Genomic DNA, 23,605 nt, shown 5'->3' on the forward strand with positions numbered 1-23,605 from the left:
GATTCATCGCGACCGAACGTCCAGACCGGTAGCAACTGAAACCGGTTTTGATTCCCAAGGATTTCCGCGATGAAAATGCTCGCTTCCGCCGCCATGCTCGCGCTTGCCGCAGGGCTGGCGACACCTGCTGTCGCCCAGCAGACCCCCGCTGCGCAAGCCTCGGCGCAATTCCCTATGACGCCGCAGGGCGCTGCCGATTTCGTGGCCGCAGCCGAAGCGGATCTGTTCTCCTATTCGGTGGAGGCAGGGCGGACGCAATGGGTTAATTCGACCTATATCACCGTGGATACTGACGCGCTGGCCGCCCGCATCGGCGCGATCGGCACGGAAAAATCCGTCCGTTATGCGCTGGATGCCGCGAAATATCGCGAAGTGGCCGGGCTCGATCCCGATGTCGCCCGCAAGCTGGACATATTGCGCACGGGTATCGTCCTGCCCGCGCCAACCACGCCGGGCGCCGCGGACGAGCTGAACACCATCGCCACCGATCTCCAGTCCCAATACGGCCGGGGCAAGGGCACGCTGGACGGCAAGCCGATCAACGGTTCGGATATCGAGGCCGAGATGGGCAATATGGCCCATACGCCCGCCCAATTCGCGGAGATGTGGGCCAGCTGGCACGACAATGTCGGCGCGCCGATGAAGGACGATTACGCCCGTCTCGCCGCCATCGCCAATGAGGGCGCGAAGGAACTGGGCTTTGCCGATGCGGGCGCCATGTGGCGCTCCAACTATGACATGGACCCGAAGGAATTCGAGGCCATGACGGAACGGCTGTGGCAGGAAATGAAGCCGCTATACGTGGCGCTGCACACCTATGTCCGCAGCAAGCTGAACGAGAAATATGGCGATGCGGTGCAGGCCAAGACCGGCCCGATCCGCGCGGATTTGCTCGGCAATATGTGGGCTCAGGAATGGGGCAATATCTATCCCGTCGTAGCCCCTCCCGGCACGGGCGATGTGGGCTTCGACATAACCGATCTTCTCGCGCAAAAGGGCCAGGGCCCGCTGGACATGGTGAAGATCGGGGAGGGCTTCTATTCCTCGCTCGGTTTCAAGGAACTGCCTGCAACTTTCTGGGAACGCAGCCAGTTCGTCAAACCCGCCGACCGTGAAGTGGTGTGCCACGCCAGCGCGTGGGACATCGACAACAAGGACGATATTCGCATCAAGATGTGCATCAAGGTGAATGGCGATGATTTCATCACCATCCATCATGAGCTGGGCCACAATTATTACCAGCGCGCCTATAACCAGCAGCCCTATCTCTATCTCAATGGCGCGAATGACGGGTTCCACGAGGCTATCGGGGATTTCGTGGCCCTGTCGATCACGCCCGAATATCTGGTCCAGATCGGCTTGCTGGGGCGGGAACAGGTGCCCAGCGCCGACAAGGATATCGGCTTGCTGCTGCGTCAGGCGCTGGACAAGGTGGCCTTCCTGCCCTTCGGCCTGCTGGTGGACAAATGGCGCTGGGGCGTGTTCGACGGTTCGATTACGCCGGATAAATACAATCAGGCATGGGTGGATCTGAAGCGCGAATATCAGGGGATCACTCCCCCGGTGGAGCGGCCTGCCGATGCTTTCGATCCCGGCGCGAAATATCACATACCAGGCAACACGCCCTATATGCGCTATTTCCTGGCCCGCATCCTGCAGTTCCAGTTCTATCAGGCGGCATGCAAGCAGGCGGGCTGGAAGGGCCCGCTCCATCGCTGCAGCTTCTATGGCAATGAGGAAGTGGGCAAGAAGCTGAACGCCATGCTGGAAATGGGTTCGTCCAAGCCGTGGCCCGATGCGCTGGAGGCATTCACCGGCACGCGGGAGATCAGCGGGAAGGCGCTGGTGGAATATTTCGCCCCGCTCAAGAAATGGCTGGACCAGCAGAACAAGGGCAAGCCGCAAGGCTGGTGACGCGCCCGTAGGGGATCGATGATCCGGTCGGGGAATACCGGCCGGGTCGCCCATTGCTGTCATTGGATGGTCGCATTGGCCGCTCTATAGGGCGGGCCGTGGCGGCGATTCGCCCGGTTTCGGAACTTCCATGACTTCAATCCCCGTGCTGGGCTGGCGCGAGGCCGTCGGCCTGCCAGAATTCGGCCTGTCCGGCATTCCGGCAAAGATCGATACGGGTGCGCGCACTTCCGCGCTTCACGCCACTCATATCGAGATGGTGGAGCGCGATGGTGTGCCCCATGCGCGTTTCCGGATCGATCTTGGTCACGGACATGAAACGGCGCTGTGCGAGGCTTGCCATGTGTCGCGCAGGAAGATCACCAGTTCGAACGGCCAATCGGAAGAAAGGCTGGTCGTCACTACCCGGCTCTCGCTGGGCGGGGCGCTATTCGATGCCGAATTCAGCCTGACGGATCGGTCGGACATGGTTCACCCGGTGCTCATCGGGCGTACGGCATTGCGCAAAAGGTTCCTGGTTGATCCTTCCAGGACCTTCCTGATTTCCGAGCGGTCCGCCCTGCTTTATCAAAATCCCGGCTCCGATGGGGCCCGATAATGAAAACACATCCATGAAAATCGCTATGCTGGCGCGCAACGCCAATCTCTATTCCCACCGGCGCATCGTGGAGGCGGCGCGCGAGCGTGGGCACGAGATCGATGTGCTCAACACTTTGCGGGTGACGATGAACATCACCTCGCACCGGCCCGAGGCCTATTATAACGGGGCCAAGCTGGAGCTTTACGATGCGGTGATCCCGCGTATCGGGGCCTCCATCACCTTCTATGGCCTTGCCGTGTTGCGCCAGTTCGAGATGATGGGCGTCTGGCCGCTCAACGAAAGCGTCGCCATCGGCCGCAGCCGGGACAAGCTGCGTTCCATGCAGATCCTCGCCCGCGCCGGGCTGGGCCTGCCTGTCACGGCCTTCGCCCACGACCCCAAACAGACCGACGAGGTGCTGCGCATGGTGGGTGGCGCGCCGGTGGTGATCAAGCTGCTGGAAGGCACGCAAGGCATCGGCGTGGTGTTGGGCGAAACGGAGCAATCCGCCAAATCCGTGATCGAGGCGTTCCGCGGCGCCAATGTGAACATTCTGGTGCAGGAATTCATCAAGGAAAGCCGCTCGCAGGACATTCGCGCCTTCGTGATCGGTGGCAAGGTAGTGGCCGCGATGCAGCGCACCGGCAGCCCGGACGATTTCCGCTCCAACCTCCATCGCGGCGGCACTGCCAAGCAGATCAAGATCACCCCGGAAGAACGCTCCACCGCGATCCGCGCCGCGCGCAAGCTGGGGCTGAACGTGGCGGGCGTGGACATGCTGCGCAGCAATCACGGCCCGGTCATCATGGAAGTCAATTCCTCCCCCGGCCTTGAAGGGATCGAACAGGCAACCGGCAAGGATATCGCCGGCAAGATCATTGAGTTCCTTGAAGAGAATGCCGTGAAGGGGAAGACCAAGACACGCGGGAAGGGTTAGGCTACGCCTCTGTCATTTCTTCAATGCGAGGGGCAAGGCCCCGAAGCAATCCAGGGCCCGATGCGCAAACACAATGGATTGGTTGGCCAAGGCCAGCGTCGCTTCCACTGCGCTCGCAATGATGAAGTACCTTACCGGAACGGCGGTTCGTTGAAGGCCCGCAGCTTGCGGCTGTGCAGGCGGGGGCCTTCGGCGCGCAGGCGGTGGCAGGCGTGGATGCCGATCTGGAGGTGGGCCGCGATGGCTTCCTCGTAGAATTTGTTGGCCTGCCCCGGCAGCTTGATCTCGCCATGCAGCGGCTTGTCGGACACGCAGAGCAGGGTGCCGTAGGGCACGCGGAAGCGATAGCCCTGGGCGGCGATGGTGGCGCTTTCCATCTCGATGGCGACCGCGCGGCTGAGCGAGAGGCGCAGTGCGGAATGGGTGTAGCGCAGTTCCCAGTTCCGGTCGTCCGTCGTCACTACCGTGCCGGTGCGCATCCGTTTCTTCAGGTCCGCGCCATGTTGTCCGCTGACATCCTCCGCCGCTGCCGCCAGCGCCTGCTGCACTTCGGCAATCGCGGGAATGGGGATTTCCGGCGGCAGGACGGGATCGAGCACGTGATCGTCCCGCAGATAGGCATGGGCCAGCACATAGTCGCCAATGGCCTGGCTGGGCCGCAAGCCGCCGCAATGGCCAATCATGAGCCATGCCTCCGGCCGCAGCACGGCCACGTGATCGCAGATTGTCTTGGCGTTGGAGGGGCCGACGCCGATATTGATCAGCGTGATGCCCGATCCATCGTCCCGCATCAGGTGATAGGCGGGCATTTGGTGGCGCCGCCATGCCGTGTCGGATAGCTGCGCCCGCGCGCCCTCGGTCGGCTGGTCGAGAAGCAGCCCACCCGCGCCGGACAGGGCGACATAGCCGCATTTGCCCAGTTGCGAGCCTGCCCAGTCCACGAATTCATCAACATAGCGGTGATAGTTGGTAAATAGCACGAAGCGCTGGAAATGCTCCGGCCGCGTGCCGGTGTAATGGGCGAGGCGGGCTAGCGAGTAATCGGTGCGTAGCCCGTCGAACAGGGAGAGCGGAATGGGATCGCCGGGCAGGGCGATCTCGATCCCGTCGGCCAGCTCGTCTCCGATCAGAGCCAGATCCGTGCTAGGGAAATGGCGTGCCAGTTCCGTGGGGGGAATGCCCGCCAGCCTGGCGCCGGCCTCGCCATCCAGCACATAAGGGAAGGGCATTTCCTGCCGGGAGGCGCACACTTCAAAGCGCACATCGTAATCCGCGGCGATCAGGCCCAGCTGCTCGGCCAGATAATCCGCGAACAGGCCAGGGCGGGTGATGGTGGTGGCATAGGTGCCCGCCACCTGCAGCCTGCCATAGGCGCGGGCGCTTTCGGATCGTTCCCCGTCACCGCTGAAATGGACGATCAGTTCGGGATAGCAATAGGAACCGTCGAGCCGCTTTTCCGCATCGGGCAGCGTGCCATGTTCGGCATAGGCCAGAATATCGGCGCGCAGGGTGCTGACGGCCTGATCGTAAAACTGGGAAAGCTGCGCAATGGCATCGGATGCGTTAGGGGAGGCGGTGAGGTTCATGGCGCAAGCTAACGCGCCAATTCCTACATTTCAAAGGCGGAAAGACGAAAGTATTCAGCATTGGCTAGGGGCACGAAATTTCGATCCGGATCGCGCAACCTCGTCATGCTGAACTTGGTTCAGCATCCATCCTTCTCAACTAGGGGCGCCAGAGCCGGAGAAATGGGCCCTGAAACAAGTTCAGGGTGACGACATGGACAAAAGCAAAAGGGCGCGGAACCCGAAGGAACCGCGCCCTTTTGAATTGGGCCGCTATGGCGGGAGCGACGCTTAGGCGCCGGCTTCCTCGTCCGCGCCTTCCATCAGGTCGGCGGGGATTTCGCCCGGTTCCGCATTGGGATCGACCGCTTCGGTGAAGCCTTCGCTCTCGTTGCGTTCGTCTTCGAACATCTGGGCCATCACGTCGACGCCCTGGCTCTGCAGCGCGGCTTCGTCGTCCGAACGGGCGACATTCGCCTTGATCGTGACGTGAACTTCCGGATGCAGGGCGATGGTCACATCGAACATGCCGATCGACTTGATCGGATGGCCGAGGATGACCTGACGCTTGTCGACCTTGTGGCCCTTTTCTTCGAGGGCAACCGCGATGTCACGCACGTTGACCGAACCATAGAGCTGGCCGGAGTTGGACGAGGCGCGGATCAGGACGATTTCCACGCCATCGAGCGTGGTGCCGGCCTGTTCGGCTTCGACGCGACGTTCCGCATTTTCCTTTTCCAGGCGTTCGCGGTTGGCTTCGAAGACGGCGCGGTTGGCGTTGTTCGAGCGAAGGGCCTTCTTCTGCGGCAGCAGGAAGTTACGGGCATAGCCGTCCTTCACGGTCACGACGTCACCGATCGTGCCCAGCTTCTCGATACGTTCGAGCAGGATGATTTCCATGGCTGAGCGCTCCTTACTTCACGATGTACGGCAGAAGGCCGATCTGACGGGCGCGCTTGATCGCGGTCGACAGTTCACGCTGCTTCTTGGCGGAAACGGCAGTGATGCGGCTCGGCACGATCTTGCCACGCTCGGACATGAAGCCCTGAAGGAGGCGCACGTCCTTATAGTCGATCTTCGGCGCATTCTTGGCCGAGAACGGGCAGCTCTTGCGGCGACGGAAAAACGGACGGGCCATCAGTCTTCACCCCTTTCACGGCTGCGGCGGCGCTCACGCTCGTTCTTGCGCATCATTACAGACGGGCCTTCTTCAAGCTCGTCGACGCGAACGGTCATGTAGCGGATGATATCTTCGTTGATGCGGGCCTGGCGTTCCAGCTCGGCCACGACGTCGCCCGGAGCTTCGATGTTCAGCAGGACGAAGTGCGCCTTGCGGTTACGATCGATCTTATAGGCGAGATTCTTGAGGCCCCAGGTTTCGGTCTTGGTGACCTTGCCATTGCCCTGTTCCACGATTTCCGTGGCACCGGCTGCCAGGGTATCTACCTGAGCCTGGCTCAGATCCTGACGCGCCAGGAAAACATGCTCGTAAAACGGCATGTGCGTTCCTTTCACTGTTATGCCGATCGCTGGTTTGTCCCGCCCCATGCGGGGACCCCTCCGGCCTTCTTCGTTTCCGCCGCCCGAGGGCCTAGGAAGCGGCGCACATACAGGTTTGGGGCGCGATTGCAAGGAAAGGTTGGCCTCGGTCCTGCTGTTGGCGTGGGCAAGGGGCTTGCGGGCCGCGAAAGTGACGCTGAGCGGCCTGCGAAACCTGTGTGACCTTTCCTGATTTCGATCTGGAAAAGCAATGGTTTGCGTGCAGGTTGTGGAGGCGGCATTGTGACTTTTCGTTTCTCAGGCATTTCCGGCTGTCTGGAAGGATGCGGGGCTGCGCGCGCGCTGACATTCTTCCTATCAAGCAGAAATGCCGCGAGTAGGAAAATCGCGCTGCCCCATAGGGCTCTTGCCGCGTGGCGCGAGTTGGGTTCAATAATGCAAGCGACAAGACATTGGGGGAATAGAGGATGCACAAGAAGATCGCGCTGGGCGCCGTCATTATAGCCGGGCTTTCGGCAGGCGCTGCGCAGGCCGCGGACGCTCCGCCCGCGCCGAATGCGGAATTCGTGCTGGAAGAAATCGTGAAGCTGGGCCCGGTGGTGGAAGTGGGCAAGACGTCCAAGGGCGAGCGGCGCATCATCCCGATCACTGGCGGCCGCTTCGAGGGGCCCGGCATCAAGGGCGAGATCGTTCCCGGCGGCTGGGACTGGCAACTGACCCGCGCCGATGGCTGCACCGAGGTGGAGGCCGATTATTTCCTCAAGACGGATGACGGCGTGGTGATCAACGTCATCAACAAGGGCGCCCTGTGCCCGCCCGTGCAAGGCGCGGCTCCTTCGCCCGTGCGCACCCATCCGGTGTTCGAGGCTCCGCTCGGCAAATATGAGTGGATGTCCAAGACGGCCTTCATCGGCACGCTGGAAATGGCCGATCCTGCCGAGGGCCCGGCGGTGAAGATCCGGTTTTACAAGATGAAGTAAGGGGGAAGAGAATAGCGAGGTCCAAGGCACCTTTTCGTCGTTCCCGCGAAGGCGGGAACCCAGCAGCAACTGTTGAACTGGGTCCCCGCCTTCGCGGGGATGACGAAGAGAAAAGTGGCAGGCTGGGTTACCCCAGCTTCTCCAGAATCCCCTGCGCCAGCGCGGTCAGCGTATCGTCGCGGGCGCCCATTATGACGATGCGGTCACCCGGTTGGGCGAGGGTGAGGATGCGCTCGGCGCAATCCTCGCGGCTGGGGATGTATTCGGCGTGGCCGCCTGCCTGCGCGATCAGGCGCACGATCCGTTCGCTGCCTTCGCTGCGGTCCACGGTGCCGCCGAAATAGACCGGGTCGCACAGGAAGGTGAGATCTTCCGCGCCGAGCAGGCGGGCGAAGACTTCCGCGAGTTCATGCCCCATCTGGCGCAGCGGGCCATAGCCATGCGGCTGGAAGAAGGCGATCACGCGGCCCGGCTGGCTTTTCAGTGTGCGCAGGGTGGCGGCGCATTTTTCAGGATTATGGCCGAAATCGTCGATGACGGTAATGCCGGAGGGGCTGGTGCCGATCACGTCGAACCGGCGGGCGAGGCCCTTGAATGTTGCCAGTGCGGCCACGGCATCGCTCACCGGCACGCCAGTGGCATGGGCCCCGGCAATGGCGGCGAGCGCGTTGGAGAGGTTGTGACGGCCCGGCATGGCGAGGGTCAGGGCGAATTGCTCGCCCGTCTTGCGCTCCACCACCTGGGCAGCGATGCCGGTGGCGCTCTCCACCACCGAGCCGGGAACCACGCCGATATCCGCTGCCGCGTTTTCGATGCCGAAGGTGACGAGGCTTGCCGCGCGCGGGGCGAGGGCCATGGCCTCTGCATCGTCGGCATTCACTGCCGCTGCGCCCGACACGGCCAGAAAATCGCCGAACAACACGCGCAATTCTTCCATGCCCTTATGATCGAGACTGACGTTGAGCAGCACCGCGACCGAAGGGCGATAGAGCGCGATGGAACCGTCGCTTTCATCCACTTCGGAAACGAACACATTGCCCGCGCCCACTCGCGCACTGGCAAAGGGCACTTCCGGCGAGGCGAAGTTCTTCATCACCGCGCCATTCATGATCGTGGGATCGCGCCCGGCCTGCTGCATGATCCAGCCACTCATGCCGGTGACTGTGGACTTGCCGCTGGTGCCGCCAATGGCCACGGAGCAGATCGCGCGGTTGAACAGGGTGGAAAGCAGTTCCGCCCGCGTCATTCGCGCGCAGCCCAGCTCCTTCGCGCGGACCATTTCCGGCACGGTATCTTCAACGGCGGCAGAGGCGATCAGCACCTGATCGGGCGAGGTCACGCCGCTGCCGTCCTGCGGGAACAGGGCGATCCCCTCCCGCTCCAGCCAGGCGAATTTCTCGGGCGTGCGGCCCTGATCGCGGCTGCGGTCGGACCCGGCGATAGTGGCGCCCTGTCCCTTCAGGATCATGGCCAGCGGCAGCATTCCCGATCCGCCGATGCCGCAGAAGAACCAGGGGTGAGAAGTAAGGTCGGCGGTTTCGCTCATGCCGCCCTCGCTATGCAGTTGTGCCGGACAACACAAGCCGACTATCAGGGGCAGGCATGACCCGCATCGCAATCTGTGCCCCTTCGACCCCGCTGACGCCCGAGGATGTGGCACGTGTGGAGGCCGTGGCGGCCGAATTCCCCTCGCTGGAACTGGCCTTTCACGAGCAATGCTATCTCTCGCAGGGGCATTTCGCGGGCTCTGACGAACAACGGCTGGCCGCCCTGCTGGAATGCGCCAACGATCCGGCGTTCGATGCGGTCTGGTTCGCGCGTGGCGGCTATGGCGCCAACCGGATCGCGGCGCAGGCCGTTGCGGACATGGGCGATGCGGCACGGGGCAAGACGTTCCTCGGCTATTCGGATGGCGGCTATCTGCTGGCCGCGCTCTATCGCGCCGGGATCGGGCGGCCTGTTCATGCGCCGATGCCGGTGGATATCAGGCGTTCGGGTGGCGAGAGTGCCGTGCGCCGTTCCCTCGCCTGGCTGGCGGGGGATCGCGTAGGGCTGGAACCGCATATCGATCATCATCCCGTGGCTGCCTTCAACCTCATGACGCTGGCCATGCTGTGCGGCACCAATCTGATGCCGGACCTTTCCGGCCATGTAGTGATGGTGGAGGAAGTCAGCGAATATCTCTATGCGGTGGACCGGTTGTTCTTCCACGTCACCCAGCACCTTTCCGGCATTGCCGGGCTGCGGCTGGGCCGAGTGAGCGATGTGCCGGAAAATGACCGGCCTTTCGGCGCCGAGCCCGAGGAGATTGCCCGCTTCTGGTGTGAAAGAACGGGCATTCCCTTCCTGGGATATGCCGATATCGGGCATGACGAAGCCAACAGGATTGTTCCCTTCGGGCTTGCCTCCTCGCCTGCGCAAACCTAACCGCGCGGGCCAGTTCAGCACGGGACAGGAGACTGAGACATGCGTGCATTCGTATTTCCGGGGCAGGGCAGCCAGAAGGTGGGCATGGGGGCGGACCTCGCCGATGCCAGCGCAATTGCCCGCGAAGTGTTCGAGGAAGTGGACGAGGCTCTCCAGCAGAAGCTCTCCACCATCATGCGCGAAGGCCCGGAAGACCAGCTGACGCTGACTGAGAATGCCCAGCCTGCGATCATGGCCAATGCCATCGCAACCCTGCGCGTGCTGGAGAAGGAAGACGGGCTGACCATCGCCGACAAGGGCGATTGCGTGGCTGGCCATTCGCTGGGCGAATATAGCGCCCTGTGCGCCGTGGGCGCCTTCTCGCTCGCGGACACTGCGCGCCTGCTCAAGCTGCGCGGACAGGCCATGCAGGCCGCCGTGCCGGTGGGCGTGGGGGCGATGTGCGCGCTGCTCGGCGCAGATATCGCCAAGGCGCAGGCGCTGGCCGATGCTGCTGCCGAGGGTGAAGTGTGCCAGATCGCCAATGACAACGATCCGGGCCAGGTCGTGCTTTCCGGCCATCGCGCCGCGATCGAGCGGGCCGTGGCGCTGGCCAAGGAACATGGCATCAAGCGCGGCGTGATCCTGCCGGTTTCCGCGCCCTTCCATTGCGACCTGATGGGCCCCGCGGCAGAGGCGATGGACAAGGCGCTGGCTGACCTGCCGCCTTCGGCCTTCCGCCTGCCGCTCTACGCAAACTTCACCGCTTCGGCCGTGAGCGATCCGGCCGAGGAACGCGATCTGCTGGTCAAACAGGTCTGCGGCCGCGTGCGCTGGCGCGAAAGCGTGATCGCCATGGCCGAAGCGGGCGTGACCCATTTCGTGGAACTGGGCGGCAAGGTCGTCGGCCCGATGATCGGCCGTACGGTGGAAGGCGTTTCCGTCTCCAGCGTGTTGACGATGGCGGACATCGAGGCGCTGGCCAAGGAGCTTTGAGGGTTTTAGGCGTTCCTAAGCTGACTTCGAGCTATTGCGCGCAACAAATAACAGGAATGAAAACCATGTTCGACCTCACTGGCATGACCGCCCTCGTAACCGGCGCTTCGGGCGGGATCGGGTCTTCCATTGCCCGCGCGCTGGCATCGCAAGGCGCGCGCCTTGCGCTTTCGGGCTCCAACTCCGCGAAGCTGCGCGCTTTCCGTGATGAGCTGAACGCGGAATTCGGTCACGATCACGTGGAAATCACCTGCGATCTTTCCAATACCGCGCAGGTTGAGGAACTGGTGCCTGCCACCGTGGATACGCTTGGCAAGATCGACATTCTGGTGAACAACGCCGGCATCACCCGCGACAACCTCGCCATGCGGATGAAGGATGAGGAGTGGGATCAGGTCATCAAGATCAATCTTGAGGCCGCTTTCCGCCTGATGCGGGCCGCCTGCAAGCCGATGATGAAGGCCCGCTTCGGCCGCATCATCACCATCACTTCAGTGGTGGGCGCCACGGGCAATCCGGGCCAGATCAATTATGCGGCGGCCAAGGCCGGCCTTGTCGGCATGTCGAAATCGCTCGGGCAGGAAGTGGCAAGCCGCGGCATTACCGTGAACTGCGTGGCCCCCGGTTTCATCCGCACCGCGATGACCGACGTGCTGCCCGATGCGCAGAAGGATGCGCTCAATGCCCGCATTCCAATGGGGCGCATGGGCGAGGGTGAGGATATCGGCGCCGCAGTCGCCTATCTTGCCTCGAAGGAAGCCGGCTATGTCACTGGCCAGACGCTGCATGTGAATGGCGGCATGGCGATGATGTCCTGACCTTTCCCGCCCGAAAGGCTCGCCTATGCGCCTGCTGCTGATTTCCGCCGCCGCCCTTGGCCTGTTTGCTACCGCTCCGGCCCAGGCGGCGACGCAGGAGGCCCTGCGCTGCCCCATCCAGATCGCGCCGGCCGCCGTCGCTCGGAAATTGGCGGATGCCATGTCGGTCAGGGAGCCGACGCCAGAGGAGGGACAAGCTCTCGAGCAGGCGATCAACAGCCTCGTCGATGCCTGCCGCAGCGTGCACGACATCCCGGACGAGCGGGAGGAGGATTACCTGAGCATCGCCCTGTCGGGAATCGTGATGGTGCGGCTGGCGGCCGATCTGGAAGAAGCCGGCCTCCCGCCTTCCTATGTGGAAGATGCGATGGACGTGGGCGAGGGGCGCGGCAATGTCCTTGCCGATGAAGTCTCGGAGGAAGTAATCGCCAAATTGCTCGAACGGTTGGAGAAAAACGGAATCGATCACGATTCCATCGATTCTTCGGTCTGGATGAAAGTCGGCGCCTATGCCGCTTGCACCAGTGCTTATTATACGCTGGCAGGCGCGTTTAACTGAACCGTTCTGCATCCAGCCTGCGGTTTATCCCCAGATTCTCCCCCCTGGGGGTAAGCCGAACTTGCGATGAACGGCTGTCGCGTTAAGGCTTGTTTCCCATGCAACCCGCGCTCCCGGGCGATTCAGCCCGTGCGCCCCAGGGGGACCGAAATAGAACGATGAAGGCAACCATCGAACGTGCGACGCTGCTGCGCTGCCTGTCCCATGTCCAGTCGGTGGTGGAACGGCGCAACACGATCCCGATCCTGTCGAACGTGTTGATTGATGCGTCGACCGATGGTGCGGTGCGCATCATGGCGACCGACCTCGATCTTCAGGTGGTCGAGAGCATGGCCGCTGTATCGGTTGAAACGCCCGGTGCGCTCACCGTATCGGCGCATCTGCTGTTCGACATCGCCCGCAAGCTGCCTGAAGGCAGTCAGGTCGGCCTCGAAGCAGCGGATAATCGCCTTACCGTGAAGGCCGGACGCAGCCGCTTTCAGCTGCCCACCCTGCCGCGTGATGATTTCCCGGTGATCGTGGAAGGCGATCTGCCGACCAGCTTCGAACTGCCTGCCCGCGTGCTGGCCGAACTGATCGACAAGACCCGCTTCGCCATCTCGACCGAGGAAACCCGTTATTACCTCAACGGTATTTTCCTGCATGTCTCGGACGATGGCCAGCCGCTGCTGAAGGCTGCCGCGACTGACGGCCATCGCCTCGCTCGCTATACGCTGGCGCGCCCGGAAGGGGCGGAAGGCATGCCGGATGTGATCGTGCCGCGAAAGGCTGTGGGCGAACTCCGCAAGCTGCTGGACGAAGCGCTGGACGGCAATGTCGAGATCGACCTTTCCGCCAGCAAGATCCGTTTCACCTTGGGCGGAGAAGGGGGCGTGGTGCTGACCAGCAAGCTGATCGACGGCACTTTCCCCGATTACAGCCGCGTCATTCCCACCGGGAACGACAAGCTGCTGAAACTCGATCCCAAGAGCTTCTTCGAAGGGGTGGACCGCGTTGCGACCATCGCCACGGAAAAGACTCGCGCGGTGAAGATGGGGCTGGAGCAGGATCGCGTGGTTCTGTCCGTCACCTCGCCCGATAATGGCACGGCGGCGGAAGAAGTCCCTGCGGCCTATTCGGCTGAAGGTTTCGAAATCGGCTTCAACGCCAATTATCTGAAAGACATCCTGCATCAGATCGAAGGCGATTCGGTGGAACTCCACTTGGCTGACCCCGGTGCGCCGACCCTGATCCGTCAGGATGAAAAGAGCCCCGCGCTTTACGTCCTCATGCCGATGCGCGTCTGATGAAGCTGCGCCATCTGGCCGCAACGGCGGTTCTGGCCGCGCTGGCGGCCCCCGCCGCTGCGGCCGATGCGCCTGCAAAGGCAAGTCCGCAGGGCGATATCGAATGCGCTGCCTGGGCCTCGGTCACCGGCAGTTATGTCGAGGATGATGCGGGCGATAGCTTCGCCATGGCGTTCAACTATTTCCTGGGCCGCTATCAGGCCGTGGCGGGCGAGGATTTCGGCGATCTGCTGACGGCGGCGCTGAGGGCAATCGATACCGATGTTTCGGCCTATGAGCGCTACACCGATGCTTGCCTGCCGCGCTGGCAGGCCCATGGCGAGGCATTGCAGGCCTGGGCAGACAGAGTGAGCGCGGAGGCCGGGAAAGAGGAGACGCCTGCGGCGGACACGCCGGAGAGCTGAGGTCGACCGGATCGATCGGCGAAGCATCCGGCGGTCGGTCCTTCAATCCCTTCGTTGTTTCAATCCAGTGCCTTCATCATCTCGCTGATATCGACGAATTTCTCGCGCGGGGCGCCGTCCCGCGCGGCACGTTCTTCGGCTTCCTCGATCTTCTTCCAGTCGCGGAAGGTAACGAGCTTCAGGCCGCGTTCGCGGACAAGGGCATCGAAGGCGGTGCGGCCTTGTTTCTTCGAGGGGCCAAGCGCGCCCGATGCGGCATCCTGCGCGATCTTGTCCGCAATGTCGAAGCCATCTGGCCGGTTTGTGCCGATGGTTCCCGAAGGTCCGCGCCGGGCCCAGCCGACGCAATAAAGGCCGGGCAGGATGCGTCCTTCATCGTTGGGGAAGCGGCCCTGCCTTTCGTCAAAGGGCACATCGGGAATGGGCGAACTGCGATAGCCGATACAGCTTACCACCAGCCCTGCAGGAATGCGGTAGGTTTCCCCCGTGCCCTGCGCGCGGCCGGTCTTCACTTCCGTGCGCTCGACTTCGATAGCCTCCAGCCTGCCATTGCCGATCAGCGCCTTGGGTGAGGCGAAGAAATCGAACTCGATCTCGATTGGTTTTTCCGCATGGATCGCTTCGGGAATGGCGGCAAAGCCGCGCAGATGGGCAACCGATTTGCGCAGGCCCGGCTCCAGCAGGGCATCGTCCCCTGCCTCGGGCAGGTCGCGTGGATTGACGCGGGGGGATGCCCGTTCGAGCGCGGCCAGTTCGCCCAGTTCCTTGGGCGTCATCATGATCTGATGGGGGCCCCTGCGGCCCAGGATCACGATCCGTTCGATCCGGGATTGCTGCAATATATCAAGTGCATGGCCGACGATGTCGCTCCCCTCGAACTCCCGCCGGGACTTGGAGAGGATACGGGCCACATCCAGCGCGACATTGCCCATGCCGATCACGATCGCAGTCTTGCCGGAAAGATCGGGGTCCAGCCCGGCGAATTGAGGATGGCCGTTATACCAGCCGACAAAGGCAGCGCTGCCGAAGACATTGGGCAGACCTTCTCCGGGCAGATCCAGCGGGCGATCCACCGGGGCACCGGTGGCCAGCACCACCGCGTCATACAGGCCCTGCAATTCCGGCACGGTCACGTCTTCGCCTACGGTGATGTTGCCCACGAAGCGGACATTTTCGGTCAGCGCGGTCTGTTCATAGCGGCGGGACACGCCCTTGATCGACTGGTGATCGGGTGCGACCCCGGTGCGGATGAGGCCGTAGGGCACTGGCAACCGGTCGAACACATCGATCCGTGCATCCTCGCCCAGGGCCTTCTGCACCGCTTCGGCGGTATAATATCCGGCCGGGCCGGAACCGATTATCGCAACATGCCGCATCGCTCTCTCCCTGCGATTCAGCGCCTTTTTACAGGATGATCCAGCCTCGGGCGCAAGACAAGGGATGCTTGCGATATCCTTCACAATTTGCAGGGAAATCGTCCCATTATGGCTCGGGGCTATTCCTTGCTCATATATTAACTTTTTCTCAAACGGCGTTTGGCAACGCCCAAACATGGCGGGTGGTGCATCCAGAAGACAGAGCATCCTGAAGGAGGTCGGTCACAAGGCCGGTGCGCGCGCGCCCAAGACGCCGCCTGCCGGGAAGCGATCCTATGCGTCATCCGGCAGCGGCCGGGCCGATCCCGTGGCCGAAAGGATGGCCATCGCGGCGCGGCATTCGCTGCGCAATTCGCGTTCGCGTCCGACCGATACCACCGATTTCGCGCCGTCGCTCATCGCGCCGGCATGGCCCACGATGTCGCCCTTGATGGTCCTGACCATCGGCTTTGCGGTTTTTGCATCCTGGTCGATGCCGCCCTTGCTGTCGCTGCTCCTTGCGATTGTCGCGGTTGCGTTGCCCCTGGCTTCCCCTTTCGTGCGCCGGATCGAAAGATGGCGGACGAGGTCGCTCCCGCTGCGGATTGCAGGCATGGTGTTGGTCATCGGGGTGCCGATGCTGGCCTATGGGGCCGCAATCGGTATCTGGGCAACGGTGCACGCCCTTGCCTGGCCGATCGCACTGGGCATATTGATCGTCACCACCGCGATTGCCGCCGTGATCCAGAGCAGCAAGTCCGCCGGGCTTTTCGCTGCGGAGATAGGCTGCTGGGCTGCGGTTGCGCTGGTGGAGGGATCGATCACGTCGGTCAGCCTGCTGGCGGGGGCCATCGCTTTCTCGATCCTGGCCAGTCGCCGCCAGATGCAGCAGGCCCGTGCCCGGAAGGAGCGGGAGCTGGAACGGGAACGGGTCCGCAACCGCGCTGAAGACATATTGAACGATTATGAGGAAGCCGGGCTCGGCTGGTTCTGGGAAACAGACCGGCGGGGTATCCTCACCTATGTCTCGCCAACGGTGGCCAGAGCACTGGGCCACGAGGATGCGGAAGAGCTGGAGGGCTGCAATTTTACCGATCTGTTCGATCTTGCCGCTGGCGGGGCAGAGGGCGAGCGGACGCTGAATTTCCATCTTTCGGCGCGTTCTTCCTTTCAGGAAGTGCCGGTGCGTGCGGCTTCGCGCGAAGAACGCTGGTGGTCGGTCAGCGGGCGGCCGATCTATGATCAGTTCGGCAATTTCGTTGGCTATCGAGGATCGGGCACGGATCTCACGGAGCGGCGGCGCTCGCAGGAAAATACCTCGCGCCTTGCGCATTACGATTCCCTCACCGGGCTGGCGAACCGCTTCAAGATGTCGCAATCGCTGGAAAAAATCCTCAGTGCGCCTTTCGCAGTCCATCGCTGCTGCAGCGTGCTGCTGCTGGATCTCGATCGCTTCAAGCAGGTGAACGACACGATGGGCCATCCGGCGGGCGATGCGCTGCTCAAGCAGGTGGCGCAGCGGCTGGAACGCACCGTGGGGGAAAAGGGCCTCGTAGGGCGACTTGGCGGCGACGAATTCGAGGTCATCGTGCCCGGCACGCTGGGGCGGGACCGGCTGGCCTATCTGGCGCAGGACATCATCAATTCCCTGTCGCAGCCTTATTCGATCGACGGGCAACGCGTAATCATTGGCGCATCGGTGGGCATCTGCATTGCACCCGATCACGGCCTGACCAGCGAGGCGCTGATCCGCAATGCCGACCTTGCGCTCTATGCCGCAAAGGATGGCGGGCGCGGGCGTTATCATTTCTATGCCGACGATCTGCACACCCGTGCGGAGGAACGCCGCCAGTTGGAGCAGGATCTGCGCGATGCGATCACGCATGGCGGCCTGGAACTCTATTACCAGCCTGTCGTGGATACTGCGACCGAGCGGATAAGCGGGTTCGAGGCGCTGATGCGGTGGGAACATCCCCAGCGCGGAGCCATGCCGCCCATGCGCTTCATCGAGATTGCGGAGGAATCCGGGCTGATCGGCCAGATGGGCGAATGGGCCTTGCGCACGGCCTGCCAACATATGGCTCAATGGCCCGCCGATGTCCGGGTGGCGGTCAATGTCTCGCCGCTGCAATTCTCGAATCCGCAACTGCCGGCCATCGTCGCCAGCGCGTTGGAGGAAGCGGATGTCGATCCCTCGCGGCTTGAACTTGAAATCACCGAGAGCGTCTTCCTCGATGATGATGAAGGCACCGACGCCATGTTCGCTGCGCTGAAGAAGATCGGCGTCCGGCTGGCACTGGACGATTTCGGAACGGGTTATTCCTCGCTCGGCTATCTGAAGAAGGCGCCGTTCGACAAGATCAAGATCGACCAGAGCTTCGTGCGTGGCGCCACCCAGCCGGATAGCCGCAATGGCGCGATCATCGCCTCGATCACCAGCCTGGCCCAGTCGCTGGGCATGGAGACGACAGCCGAAGGCGTGGAGACGCTGGACGAGCTGGACATGATCCGCCTGCAGGGCTGCAGCCATGTGCAGGGCTTTATCTATTCCCTGCCTCTATCCGCCAGCGCCGCTGCGGAGCGCCTGCGCACCGGGCTGGCCGCGGTGGCGCGCGGCCCGAGGTCCGCCCGGGTGCCGCGCCAGACGATGCTGCGCAAGGTCGTGCTCGATTGCGACGGTGCGCTCTACAACGGCACGATCCGCAACATTTCCAGCACCGGCGCGCTGATCGAAGGGCTGTATAACGTGCCGGACGGGACGAGCTTCCAGGTGCGCCTGTCGGATCGCCATGCCATAGCGGCCACTTCGCGCTGGTCCGACGGGGACCGGATGGGGGTGGAGTTCGCCGCGCCGCTTCAGCGCGACGGGGCAGGGCGCATCAGGATCGTCGCCGAAGCCGGCGCTGTGATGGAGCGGCGGACGATCCGGGGGCTGGCAGCAGGCGGGGCCGATTAAGACCTCGCAGAGGCCGCTGCGAGCGCGATCTTAGGGAATTCTAAACCGTGTATGTTTAGGATCGTCTCTCGCAGCTGACACTGGCTGCGGGGATAATACTGACGGATATATTCAGTTGAGCAGGCGCATCTTGAAAGGGTGGCGGAGCGCACGCAGCGCCGCTGAGGACACGGAGATAGCGCCTTCTGTGCCGGTGACTCCCGCATTCACGGGCCTTGCTTCCTCAGAAGAGGCCGAGCGCCGCCTGCTCCTGATGAGCGAATATGAACAGACCGGTAGCGGCTGGTTCTGGGAGACGGACGAGCGGGGCAATATCCTCTATCTGTCTCAACCCATGGCCGAAATGTTCGGCAAGTCGCCCGATATGCTGGCAGCCACGCCGTTCCTCTCCCTGTTCGTCTCCGAACAGACCGGGGATGGGGCGTCGCCGCGTAGCCTTTCGCTGATGTTCGGCGGGCGCAAGACCTTCTCCGGCCTTACCATGCGGGGGGATATCGACGGCGAGGACCATTATTGGCAGCTCAGCGGACGCCCGAAATTCGACGCCGAGGGCAATTTTCAGGGCTATCGCGGCCATGGCGGTAACGTCACCGAAAGCCGCCGCGCGGAGAATGAGACGGAGCGGCTGGCGCAGTTCGATTCCCTCACCGGCCTGTCCAACCGCCACCGGATGCAGCGCAAGGTCGATGCGATGCTCACTGCATTTCGCGCCGCCAAGCGCACCTGTGCGGTGATGCTGCTCGATCTCGATCGTTTCAAGCAGGTCAACGATACGCTGGGCCACAAGGCGGGCGACGAACTGCTGAAGGAAGTGGCGCAGCGGATCAAACGTGTTTTCGATACCACCTGCGAGATCGGACGTCTTGGGGGCGATGAATTCCAGGTGCTGATTCCCGACATGGACGATCGCGGCCAGCTTGGCGAACTCGCCACCAAGGTCATCGCCATGTTGAGCCAGCCTTTTTCCCTGCCGGAAGGGCGCTGCACCATCGGCGCTTCCGTAGGCATCGCCATCGCGCCTTATGATGGCGTGACGCGGGAAGAAGTGGTCCACAGTGCGGATGTGGCACTCTATGCGGCCAAGAATGGCGGGCGCGGGCAGTTCCGGTTCTTTTCCAAGGAATTGCAGAACGAATCCCATCTGCGGCGCGAACTTGAGCGCGATCTGCGCGAAGCGCTGGAGCGCGGGCAGCTTTCGCTCGAATATCAGCCCATCGTGTCGATCGCGACCAATCGGATCGTGGCGATGGAGGCATTGCTGCGCTGGTATCATCCCGAACGTGGCAAAATCTCGCCCGAGATATTCATCCCCATTGCGGAAGACAGCAATCTCATCGTCTCGATTGGCGAATGGGTGCTGCGCAAGGCTTGCGCCGATGCGGTCAACTGGCCGGAAGATGTGCGTGTCTGCGTGAATATCTCCGAACAGCAGATCATCACCCAGGGCCTGTCCCGGACGGTGGCCAATGCCCTGTCAGCGGCAGGTCTGCCGGCGGACCGGCTCGAATGCGAGTTGAAGGAAAGCGCGCATTTCGGGGATGGCGACGTCAGCGAACGGGAGCTGAGGGCCCTGCGGCGCATGGGCGTGCGGCTGGCGCTAGACGATTTCGGGACAGGCGCTTCCTCGCTTGGCTATCTCAGGCGTGCGCCGTTCGAGACGATCAAGATCGATCCCAGCTTCCTGCGCGGCGCCTTTGAAGAAGGAAGCCGCAATGGCGAGCTGATCGGCGCGATTGTCGCCCTGGCCGATGCGCTGGGGATCGAGACCGTGGCCGAAGGCGTGGAGGCGATGGAGGAGTTCCGCCTGGTGCAGGCGCATGGCGTGAAGAACATTCAGGGCTTCGTCTATTCGCCCTCGATGGCGCTGGAGGAAGTGGAAGAGCTTCTGGCCGGGCATGAGTGGGAAATGACGCCCACCGGGCCGGAAAAACAACGCTCCGAACGCCGCAAGCTCTATCGCCGGATCCATATCATTCACGAGGATCATTATTACGACGTGGTGCTGCGCGATCTTTCGCGCACCGGGGCGATGATCGAAGGGCTGCTGGACGTTCCCGTCGGCACCGAATTTGTGGTCGATTTCGGAGAAGGGCAGCTGGCGGTCGCCAAGGTCGTGCGCAGCCATCAGGACCAGCAGGGCCTCACTTTCGAGACGCCGCTGGTCAATGACGGAGCGGGCGGCCTGTGCACTCGCAACCGCGTTTCGCCCTATCTGCTGGCGGCGGGTGGCCTGCCGCTGGCGCAATTGCCGCCCGGCCATTTTCCGCTGGTAGAAAAGGCGGATAACCCGATGATGCTGTCGGTTCCCCGCTTCGGGACGAAGAACCTCAAGGCCAAGCTGGAATATTGACGCATTCCGCCTGCTGACAGGGCGTTTCAGTCCGGCTAAGGGCGCGGAATGACCGAGCTTTCGCAGATCCGCAATTTTTCGATTATCGCCCATATCGACCATGGGAAGAGCACTCTGGCTGACCGGCTGATTCAGTTCACCGGCGGGCTGACCGACCGTGAGATGAGCGAGCAGGTCCTTGATAATATGGACATTGAGCGCGAGCGCGGGATTACCATCAAGGCCCAGACCGTGCGCCTGAGCTATACCGCCAAGGATGGCGTGACCTATGAGCTGAATCTCATGGACACGCCCGGCCATGTGGACTTCGCCTATGAGGTAAGCCGCAGCCTTGCCGCCTGCGAAGGTGCGCTGCTGGTGGTGGACGCGGCGCAGGGCGTGGAAGCGCAGACGCTCGCCAACGTCTATCAGTCCATCGAGCATGATCACGAGATCGTTCCGGTGATCAACAAGATCGACCTGCCCGCCGCCGAGCCCGAGAAGGTCCGCGCCGAGATCGAGGACATCATCGGCATCGACGCATCCGAAGCCGTGCTGGCCAGCGCCAAGAGCGGCATCGGCATCGCCGAAGTGCTGGAGGCCGTCGTCCAGAAGATCCCGGCGCCCAAGGGCGACCGTGAAGCGCCGCTCAAGGCGATGCTGGTGGATAGCTGGTATGACCCCTATCTGGGCGTCGTCATCCTCGTGCGCGTCATCGACGGGGTCATCAAGAAGGGCCTCCAGGTCAAGTTCATGCAGGGGGGAACCCAGCATCTGATCGACCGTGTCGGCTGCTTCACTCCCAAGCGCATCGAACTGCCGGAACTCGGGCCCGGCGAGATCGGCTTCATCACCGCGCAGATCAAGGAAGTAGAACAGGCCAAGGTCGGTGACACGATCACCACCGTGAAGGGTGGCGCGACCGAGGCCCTGCCGGGCTACAAGGAAGTGCAGCCCGTGGTGTTCTGCGGTCTCTTCCCGGTGGATGCCGCCGATTTCGAGAAGCTGCGCGAAAGCATCGGCAAGCTGCGCCTCAACGATGCCAGCTTCAGCTTCGAGATGGAAAGCTCCGCCGCTCTGGGCTTCGGCTTCCGCTGTGGCTTCCTGGGCCTGCTGCATCTGGAAATCATCCAGGAACGCCTGACGCGCGAATATGATCTTGATCTGATCACCACGGCGCCTTCCGTGGTCTATCGCATTCAGCTGCGCGCTTCCAAGACGGAGGATGCGCAGGAAATCTTCCTTCACAACCCGGCCGACTATCCCGATCCCAGCCGGATCGAGACGATCGAGGAGCCCTGGATCAAGGCCACGATCTACACGCCGGACGAATATCTCGGCTCGATCCTCAAGCTCTGCCAGGATCGGCGCGGCATCCAGACCGACCTGACCTATGTCGGCGGCCGTGCGCAGGTAAGCTATGAACTGCCGCTCAACGAAGTTGTGTTCGACTTCTACGATCGGCTGAAGTCCATCAGCCGTGGCTATGCCAGTTTCGATTACGAACAGATCGGCATGCGCGAGGGCGACCTTGTGAAGATGGGCATCATGGTCAATGGCGATCCGGTGGACGCGCTGAGCATGATCGTCCACCGCTCCGTGGCGGAAGAACGCGGCCGCCACATGTGCGAGCGCTTGAAGGATTTGATCCCCCGCCACCTGTTCAAGATCCCGATCCAGGCAGCCATCGGCGGCAAGGTGATCGCTCGCGAGACGATCAGCGCCATGCGCAAGGACGTGACCGCCAAATGCTATGGCGGTGACATCACCCGCAAGAAGAAGCTGCTGGAAAAGCAGAAGAAGGGCAAAGCCAAGATGCGGGAATACGGCAATGTGTCGATCCCGCAGGAAGCCTTCATCGCCGCCTTGCGGATGGGCGAGGAATAGGTCCCGCTTCCCGTCAGGAAGATGTTCGGCCTGCGATCAGGCCGTTGGATGCCGGGGGAGGCGCGTGGCGCTCCCTCGGCTCTCCTTCCGGGGCTCTCTCAGGGCTTGCGCGCGCTGACCAGCGAATAATAGCCGCCGCCGGTGCGCTGGGCTTCTACATCCACGAAGCCGGCCTCCTCCAGAATCTCGCGCAATTCGGCCAGGCTATATTGCTTGCCCAGCGTGCCGATGAGCATCAGCAAGCTGAAGGCGGCGGCCTGATAAGGGCCGGTATAATCGTCATCCATCAGGATTTCGTTGAGGAAGATCCGCCCGCCAGAGGGTAGCGCCGCAAAGCTTTTGCGGGCGAGAGTGATGTTGGTTTCCTCCGTCCAGTCGTGAAACACGTTGGAGAAGAAATGTCCGTCGGCCCCGCGCGGCCATTCCTGTTCGAACATGTTGACGGCAGTGGTGGAGACGCGGGCGCCTATATTGGCCGCCTCGACATATTTCGCGGCCTCAAACGCAACCTCCTTGAGGTCCATCAGAGTGACTTTCAGTGCCGGGTTCGCCTTGGCGATCTCTATGCCATACACGCCCGATCCGCAGCCGATATCCATCAGATGAGAAAGTTCGCCGAAAACCGGCATCCGCGCCGCCCCGAGTGCCGGGGCCTGGCTGTGGGCCTGCATGAAGGCGGCGATATTGGCGGCCACTTCCTGCGGCATGGTGCCTTTTTCCCAGCCGGCTGGACGCTGATCCGTGCCTTGTTCGGGCCTTTTGCCGGTGCGCAGCGATTCCATAAGCCGTCCGCGCAGAGGCTCGTTCCGGTCGATCTGGCCTAGGAAAGGCCCCCAGAATCCTGTCGCTTCGGGATGGAGCCAGGTCCGGGCGAGATGGGTGGCGCGCCATTTGCCCAGCCGCTTCTCCACGAAGCCCTGCGGGCACAGGGCAGCCAGATGCATTGCCAGGGCTCGGGCATCGACGCCGAGTTCCGCCGCCAGTTCCTCCGTCGTCAGCGGCTGGTTCGACAGGGCCTCGAAAGTGCCCACTTCGATCGCGGTGTTGACGATGGGCAGGCGGAACTGCGCCAGCCAGCAATCCCAGATCGCACTATCGTCATTGGTCGGCGGAAGGGCGCTCATTCTTGTCCT

Annotated in this window: 21 protein-coding genes; 13 read left to right on the forward strand and 8 right to left on the reverse strand. The window is 62.6% G+C overall.

Annotated features, from left to right (window positions below; translation table 11 throughout):
- Window positions 1-69 precede the first annotated feature (69 nt).
- The 3 genes from H0274_RS03280 to rimK all read left to right on the forward strand — a co-directional run bounded on the left by H0274_RS03280 (window position 70) and on the right by rimK (window position 3,431).
- A complete protein-coding gene (locus H0274_RS03280; protein ID WP_226792912.1) occupies window positions 70-1,914 on the forward strand; it encodes a M2 family metallopeptidase in 1,845 nt (614 codons plus the stop codon).
- A gap of 130 nt (window positions 1,915-2,044) precedes the next feature.
- A complete protein-coding gene (locus tag H0274_RS03285) occupies window positions 2,045-2,512 on the forward strand; it encodes an ATP-dependent zinc protease family protein (RefSeq protein ID WP_226792913.1) in 468 nt (155 codons plus the stop codon).
- A 13-nt stretch (window positions 2,513-2,525) separates the two neighbouring features.
- Complete coding sequence (gene rimK, locus H0274_RS03290) at window positions 2,526-3,431, forward strand: 30S ribosomal protein S6--L-glutamate ligase (protein WP_226792914.1); 906 nt, start codon at window positions 2,526-2,528, stop codon at window positions 3,429-3,431.
- Window positions 3,432-3,562: 131 nt separating this feature from the next.
- On the opposite strand, the gene H0274_RS03295 is transcribed toward rimK, so the two are convergent.
- From H0274_RS03295 to rpsF, 4 genes are all read right to left on the reverse strand, one after another.
- Window positions 3,563-5,017 carry an AMP nucleosidase gene (locus H0274_RS03295; protein WP_226792915.1) on the reverse strand — a complete coding sequence of 485 codons (1,455 nt, stop codon included), beginning with the start codon at window positions 5,015-5,017 and terminating at the stop codon, window positions 3,563-3,565.
- 270 nt (window positions 5,018-5,287) lie between these two features.
- Window positions 5,288-5,896: a 50S ribosomal protein L9 gene (rplI, locus tag H0274_RS03300; protein WP_226792916.1), complete on the reverse strand. Its 609-nt coding sequence runs from the start codon at window positions 5,894-5,896 to the stop codon at window positions 5,288-5,290.
- A gap of 13 nt (window positions 5,897-5,909) precedes the next feature.
- Window positions 5,910-6,134: a 30S ribosomal protein S18 gene (gene rpsR, locus H0274_RS03305; protein WP_226792917.1), complete on the reverse strand. Its 225-nt coding sequence runs from the start codon at window positions 6,132-6,134 to the stop codon at window positions 5,910-5,912.
- On the reverse strand, window positions 6,134-6,496 hold the full coding sequence (gene rpsF / locus H0274_RS03310) for a 30S ribosomal protein S6 (protein WP_054530109.1): 363 nt from the start codon (window positions 6,494-6,496) through the stop codon (window positions 6,134-6,136). Before rpsF ends, rpsR begins: the two co-directional genes overlap by 1 nt.
- Window positions 6,497-6,963: 467 nt before the next feature.
- Between rpsF and H0274_RS03315 the strand changes: the two genes are divergently transcribed.
- Window positions 6,964-7,476: a DUF3237 domain-containing protein gene (locus H0274_RS03315; protein ID WP_226792918.1), complete on the forward strand. Its 513-nt coding sequence runs from the start codon at window positions 6,964-6,966 to the stop codon at window positions 7,474-7,476.
- Between the two features lie 127 nt (window positions 7,477-7,603).
- Here H0274_RS03315 and H0274_RS03320 read toward each other — a convergent pair whose 3' ends face one another.
- Window positions 7,604-9,022: a glutamate ligase domain-containing protein gene (locus tag H0274_RS03320; protein WP_226792919.1), complete on the reverse strand. Its 1,419-nt coding sequence runs from the start codon at window positions 9,020-9,022 to the stop codon at window positions 7,604-7,606.
- Window positions 9,023-9,078: 56 nt separating this feature from the next.
- Between H0274_RS03320 and H0274_RS03325 the strand changes: the two genes are divergently transcribed.
- The 6 genes from H0274_RS03325 (at window position 9,079) to H0274_RS03350 (ending at window position 13,945) form a co-directional block, all read left to right on the forward strand.
- Complete coding sequence (locus H0274_RS03325; protein WP_226792920.1) at window positions 9,079-9,903, forward strand: LD-carboxypeptidase; 825 nt, start codon at window positions 9,079-9,081, stop codon at window positions 9,901-9,903.
- A 39-nt stretch (window positions 9,904-9,942) separates the two neighbouring features.
- Window positions 9,943-10,878 carry an ACP S-malonyltransferase gene (fabD, locus tag H0274_RS03330; protein ID WP_226792921.1) on the forward strand — a complete coding sequence of 312 codons (936 nt, stop codon included), beginning with the start codon at window positions 9,943-9,945 and terminating at the stop codon, window positions 10,876-10,878.
- A gap of 65 nt (window positions 10,879-10,943) precedes the next feature.
- Window positions 10,944-11,696, forward strand: a complete 753-nt coding sequence (fabG, locus tag H0274_RS03335; RefSeq protein ID WP_226792922.1) for a 3-oxoacyl-[acyl-carrier-protein] reductase — start codon at window positions 10,944-10,946, stop codon at window positions 11,694-11,696.
- 25 nt (window positions 11,697-11,721) lie between these two features.
- Window positions 11,722-12,255 (forward strand): hypothetical protein, encoded by a 534-nt coding sequence (locus tag H0274_RS03340; RefSeq protein WP_226792923.1) that lies wholly within the window; start codon window positions 11,722-11,724, stop codon window positions 12,253-12,255.
- 158 nt (window positions 12,256-12,413) lie between these two features.
- Complete coding sequence (gene dnaN / locus H0274_RS03345; RefSeq protein ID WP_226792924.1) at window positions 12,414-13,541, forward strand: DNA polymerase III subunit beta; 1,128 nt, start codon at window positions 12,414-12,416, stop codon at window positions 13,539-13,541.
- Entirely contained in the window at window positions 13,541-13,945 is a 405-nt protein-coding gene (locus H0274_RS03350; protein WP_226792925.1) for a hypothetical protein, read from the forward strand. Before dnaN ends, H0274_RS03350 begins: the two co-directional genes overlap by 1 nt.
- A 59-nt stretch (window positions 13,946-14,004) precedes the next feature.
- Here the strand turns inward: H0274_RS03350 and H0274_RS03355 are convergent, their stop codons facing one another.
- Both H0274_RS03355 and H0274_RS03360 read right to left on the reverse strand, forming a co-directional pair.
- Window positions 14,005-15,321: an FAD-dependent oxidoreductase gene (locus H0274_RS03355; RefSeq protein WP_226792926.1), complete on the reverse strand. Its 1,317-nt coding sequence runs from the start codon at window positions 15,319-15,321 to the stop codon at window positions 14,005-14,007.
- A 273-nt stretch (window positions 15,322-15,594) separates the two neighbouring features.
- Window positions 15,595-15,927, reverse strand: a complete 333-nt coding sequence (locus tag H0274_RS03360) for a hypothetical protein (protein ID WP_226792927.1) — start codon at window positions 15,925-15,927, stop codon at window positions 15,595-15,597.
- Here H0274_RS03360 and H0274_RS03365 point away from each other — a divergent pair.
- The 3 genes from H0274_RS03365 (at window position 15,914) to lepA (ending at window position 22,472) form a co-directional block, all read left to right on the forward strand.
- Window positions 15,914-18,256 (forward strand): putative bifunctional diguanylate cyclase/phosphodiesterase, encoded by a 2,343-nt coding sequence (locus tag H0274_RS03365; protein WP_226792928.1) that lies wholly within the window; start codon window positions 15,914-15,916, stop codon window positions 18,254-18,256. The genes H0274_RS03360 and H0274_RS03365 overlap by 14 nt on opposite strands.
- A 253-nt stretch (window positions 18,257-18,509) precedes the next feature.
- Window positions 18,510-20,606 carry an EAL domain-containing protein gene (locus H0274_RS03370; protein ID WP_226792929.1) on the forward strand — a complete coding sequence of 699 codons (2,097 nt, stop codon included), beginning with the start codon at window positions 18,510-18,512 and terminating at the stop codon, window positions 20,604-20,606.
- 48 nt (window positions 20,607-20,654) lie between these two features.
- The gene (gene lepA, locus H0274_RS03375; protein ID WP_226792930.1) at window positions 20,655-22,472 is read left to right on the forward strand and encodes a translation elongation factor 4; all 1,818 of its coding nucleotides are present in this window, start codon (window positions 20,655-20,657) and stop codon (window positions 22,470-22,472) included.
- 98 nt (window positions 22,473-22,570) lie between these two features.
- Here lepA and H0274_RS03380 read toward each other — a convergent pair whose 3' ends face one another.
- A complete protein-coding gene (locus tag H0274_RS03380; protein ID WP_226792931.1) occupies window positions 22,571-23,596 on the reverse strand; it encodes an acetylserotonin O-methyltransferase in 1,026 nt (341 codons plus the stop codon).
- Between the last annotated feature and the right edge of the window lie 9 nt (window positions 23,597-23,605).

Source organism: Fulverythrobacter ferritrahens, from assembly GCF_020539485.1.
GTDB classification, from domain to species: Bacteria; Pseudomonadota; Alphaproteobacteria; order Sphingomonadales; family Sphingomonadaceae; genus Andeanibacterium; species Andeanibacterium ferritrahens.

What these genes read in the sequence shown, in the direction of transcription:
- H0274_RS03280 (WP_226792912.1), top strand. Translation starts at nt 70, where the DNA reads ATGAAAATGCTCGCTTCCGCCGCCATGCTCGCGCTTGCCGCAGGGCTG.
- H0274_RS03285 (WP_226792913.1), top strand. Translation starts at nt 2,045, where the DNA reads ATGACTTCAATCCCCGTGCTGGGCTGGCGCGAGGCCGTCGGCCTGCCA.
- rimK (WP_226792914.1), top strand. Translation starts at nt 2,526, where the DNA reads ATGAAAATCGCTATGCTGGCGCGCAACGCCAATCTCTATTCCCACCGG.
- H0274_RS03295 (WP_226792915.1), bottom strand. Translation starts at nt 5,017, where the DNA reads ATGAACCTCACCGCCTCCCCTAACGCATCCGATGCCATTGCGCAGCTT.
- rplI (WP_226792916.1), bottom strand. Translation starts at nt 5,896, where the DNA reads ATGGAAATCATCCTGCTCGAACGTATCGAGAAGCTGGGCACGATCGGT.
- rpsR (WP_226792917.1), bottom strand. Translation starts at nt 6,134, where the DNA reads ATGGCCCGTCCGTTTTTCCGTCGCCGCAAGAGCTGCCCGTTCTCGGCC.
- rpsF (WP_054530109.1), bottom strand. Translation starts at nt 6,496, where the DNA reads ATGCCGTTTTACGAGCATGTTTTCCTGGCGCGTCAGGATCTGAGCCAG.
- H0274_RS03315 (WP_226792918.1), top strand. Translation starts at nt 6,964, where the DNA reads ATGCACAAGAAGATCGCGCTGGGCGCCGTCATTATAGCCGGGCTTTCG.
- H0274_RS03320 (WP_226792919.1), bottom strand. Translation starts at nt 9,022, where the DNA reads ATGAGCGAAACCGCCGACCTTACTTCTCACCCCTGGTTCTTCTGCGGC.
- H0274_RS03325 (WP_226792920.1), top strand. Translation starts at nt 9,079, where the DNA reads ATGACCCGCATCGCAATCTGTGCCCCTTCGACCCCGCTGACGCCCGAG.
- fabD (WP_226792921.1), top strand. Translation starts at nt 9,943, where the DNA reads ATGCGTGCATTCGTATTTCCGGGGCAGGGCAGCCAGAAGGTGGGCATG.
- fabG (WP_226792922.1), top strand. Translation starts at nt 10,944, where the DNA reads ATGTTCGACCTCACTGGCATGACCGCCCTCGTAACCGGCGCTTCGGGC.
- H0274_RS03340 (WP_226792923.1), top strand. Translation starts at nt 11,722, where the DNA reads ATGCGCCTGCTGCTGATTTCCGCCGCCGCCCTTGGCCTGTTTGCTACC.
- dnaN (WP_226792924.1), top strand. Translation starts at nt 12,414, where the DNA reads ATGAAGGCAACCATCGAACGTGCGACGCTGCTGCGCTGCCTGTCCCAT.
- H0274_RS03350 (WP_226792925.1), top strand. Translation starts at nt 13,541, where the DNA reads ATGAAGCTGCGCCATCTGGCCGCAACGGCGGTTCTGGCCGCGCTGGCG.
- H0274_RS03355 (WP_226792926.1), bottom strand. Translation starts at nt 15,321, where the DNA reads ATGCGGCATGTTGCGATAATCGGTTCCGGCCCGGCCGGATATTATACC.
- H0274_RS03365 (WP_226792928.1), top strand. Translation starts at nt 15,914, where the DNA reads ATGGTGTTGGTCATCGGGGTGCCGATGCTGGCCTATGGGGCCGCAATC.
- H0274_RS03360 (WP_226792927.1), bottom strand. Translation starts at nt 15,927, where the DNA reads ATGACCAACACCATGCCTGCAATCCGCAGCGGGAGCGACCTCGTCCGC.
- H0274_RS03370 (WP_226792929.1), top strand. Translation starts at nt 18,510, where the DNA reads ATGAGCGAATATGAACAGACCGGTAGCGGCTGGTTCTGGGAGACGGAC.
- lepA (WP_226792930.1), top strand. Translation starts at nt 20,655, where the DNA reads ATGACCGAGCTTTCGCAGATCCGCAATTTTTCGATTATCGCCCATATC.
- H0274_RS03380 (WP_226792931.1), bottom strand. Translation starts at nt 23,596, where the DNA reads ATGAGCGCCCTTCCGCCGACCAATGACGATAGTGCGATCTGGGATTGC.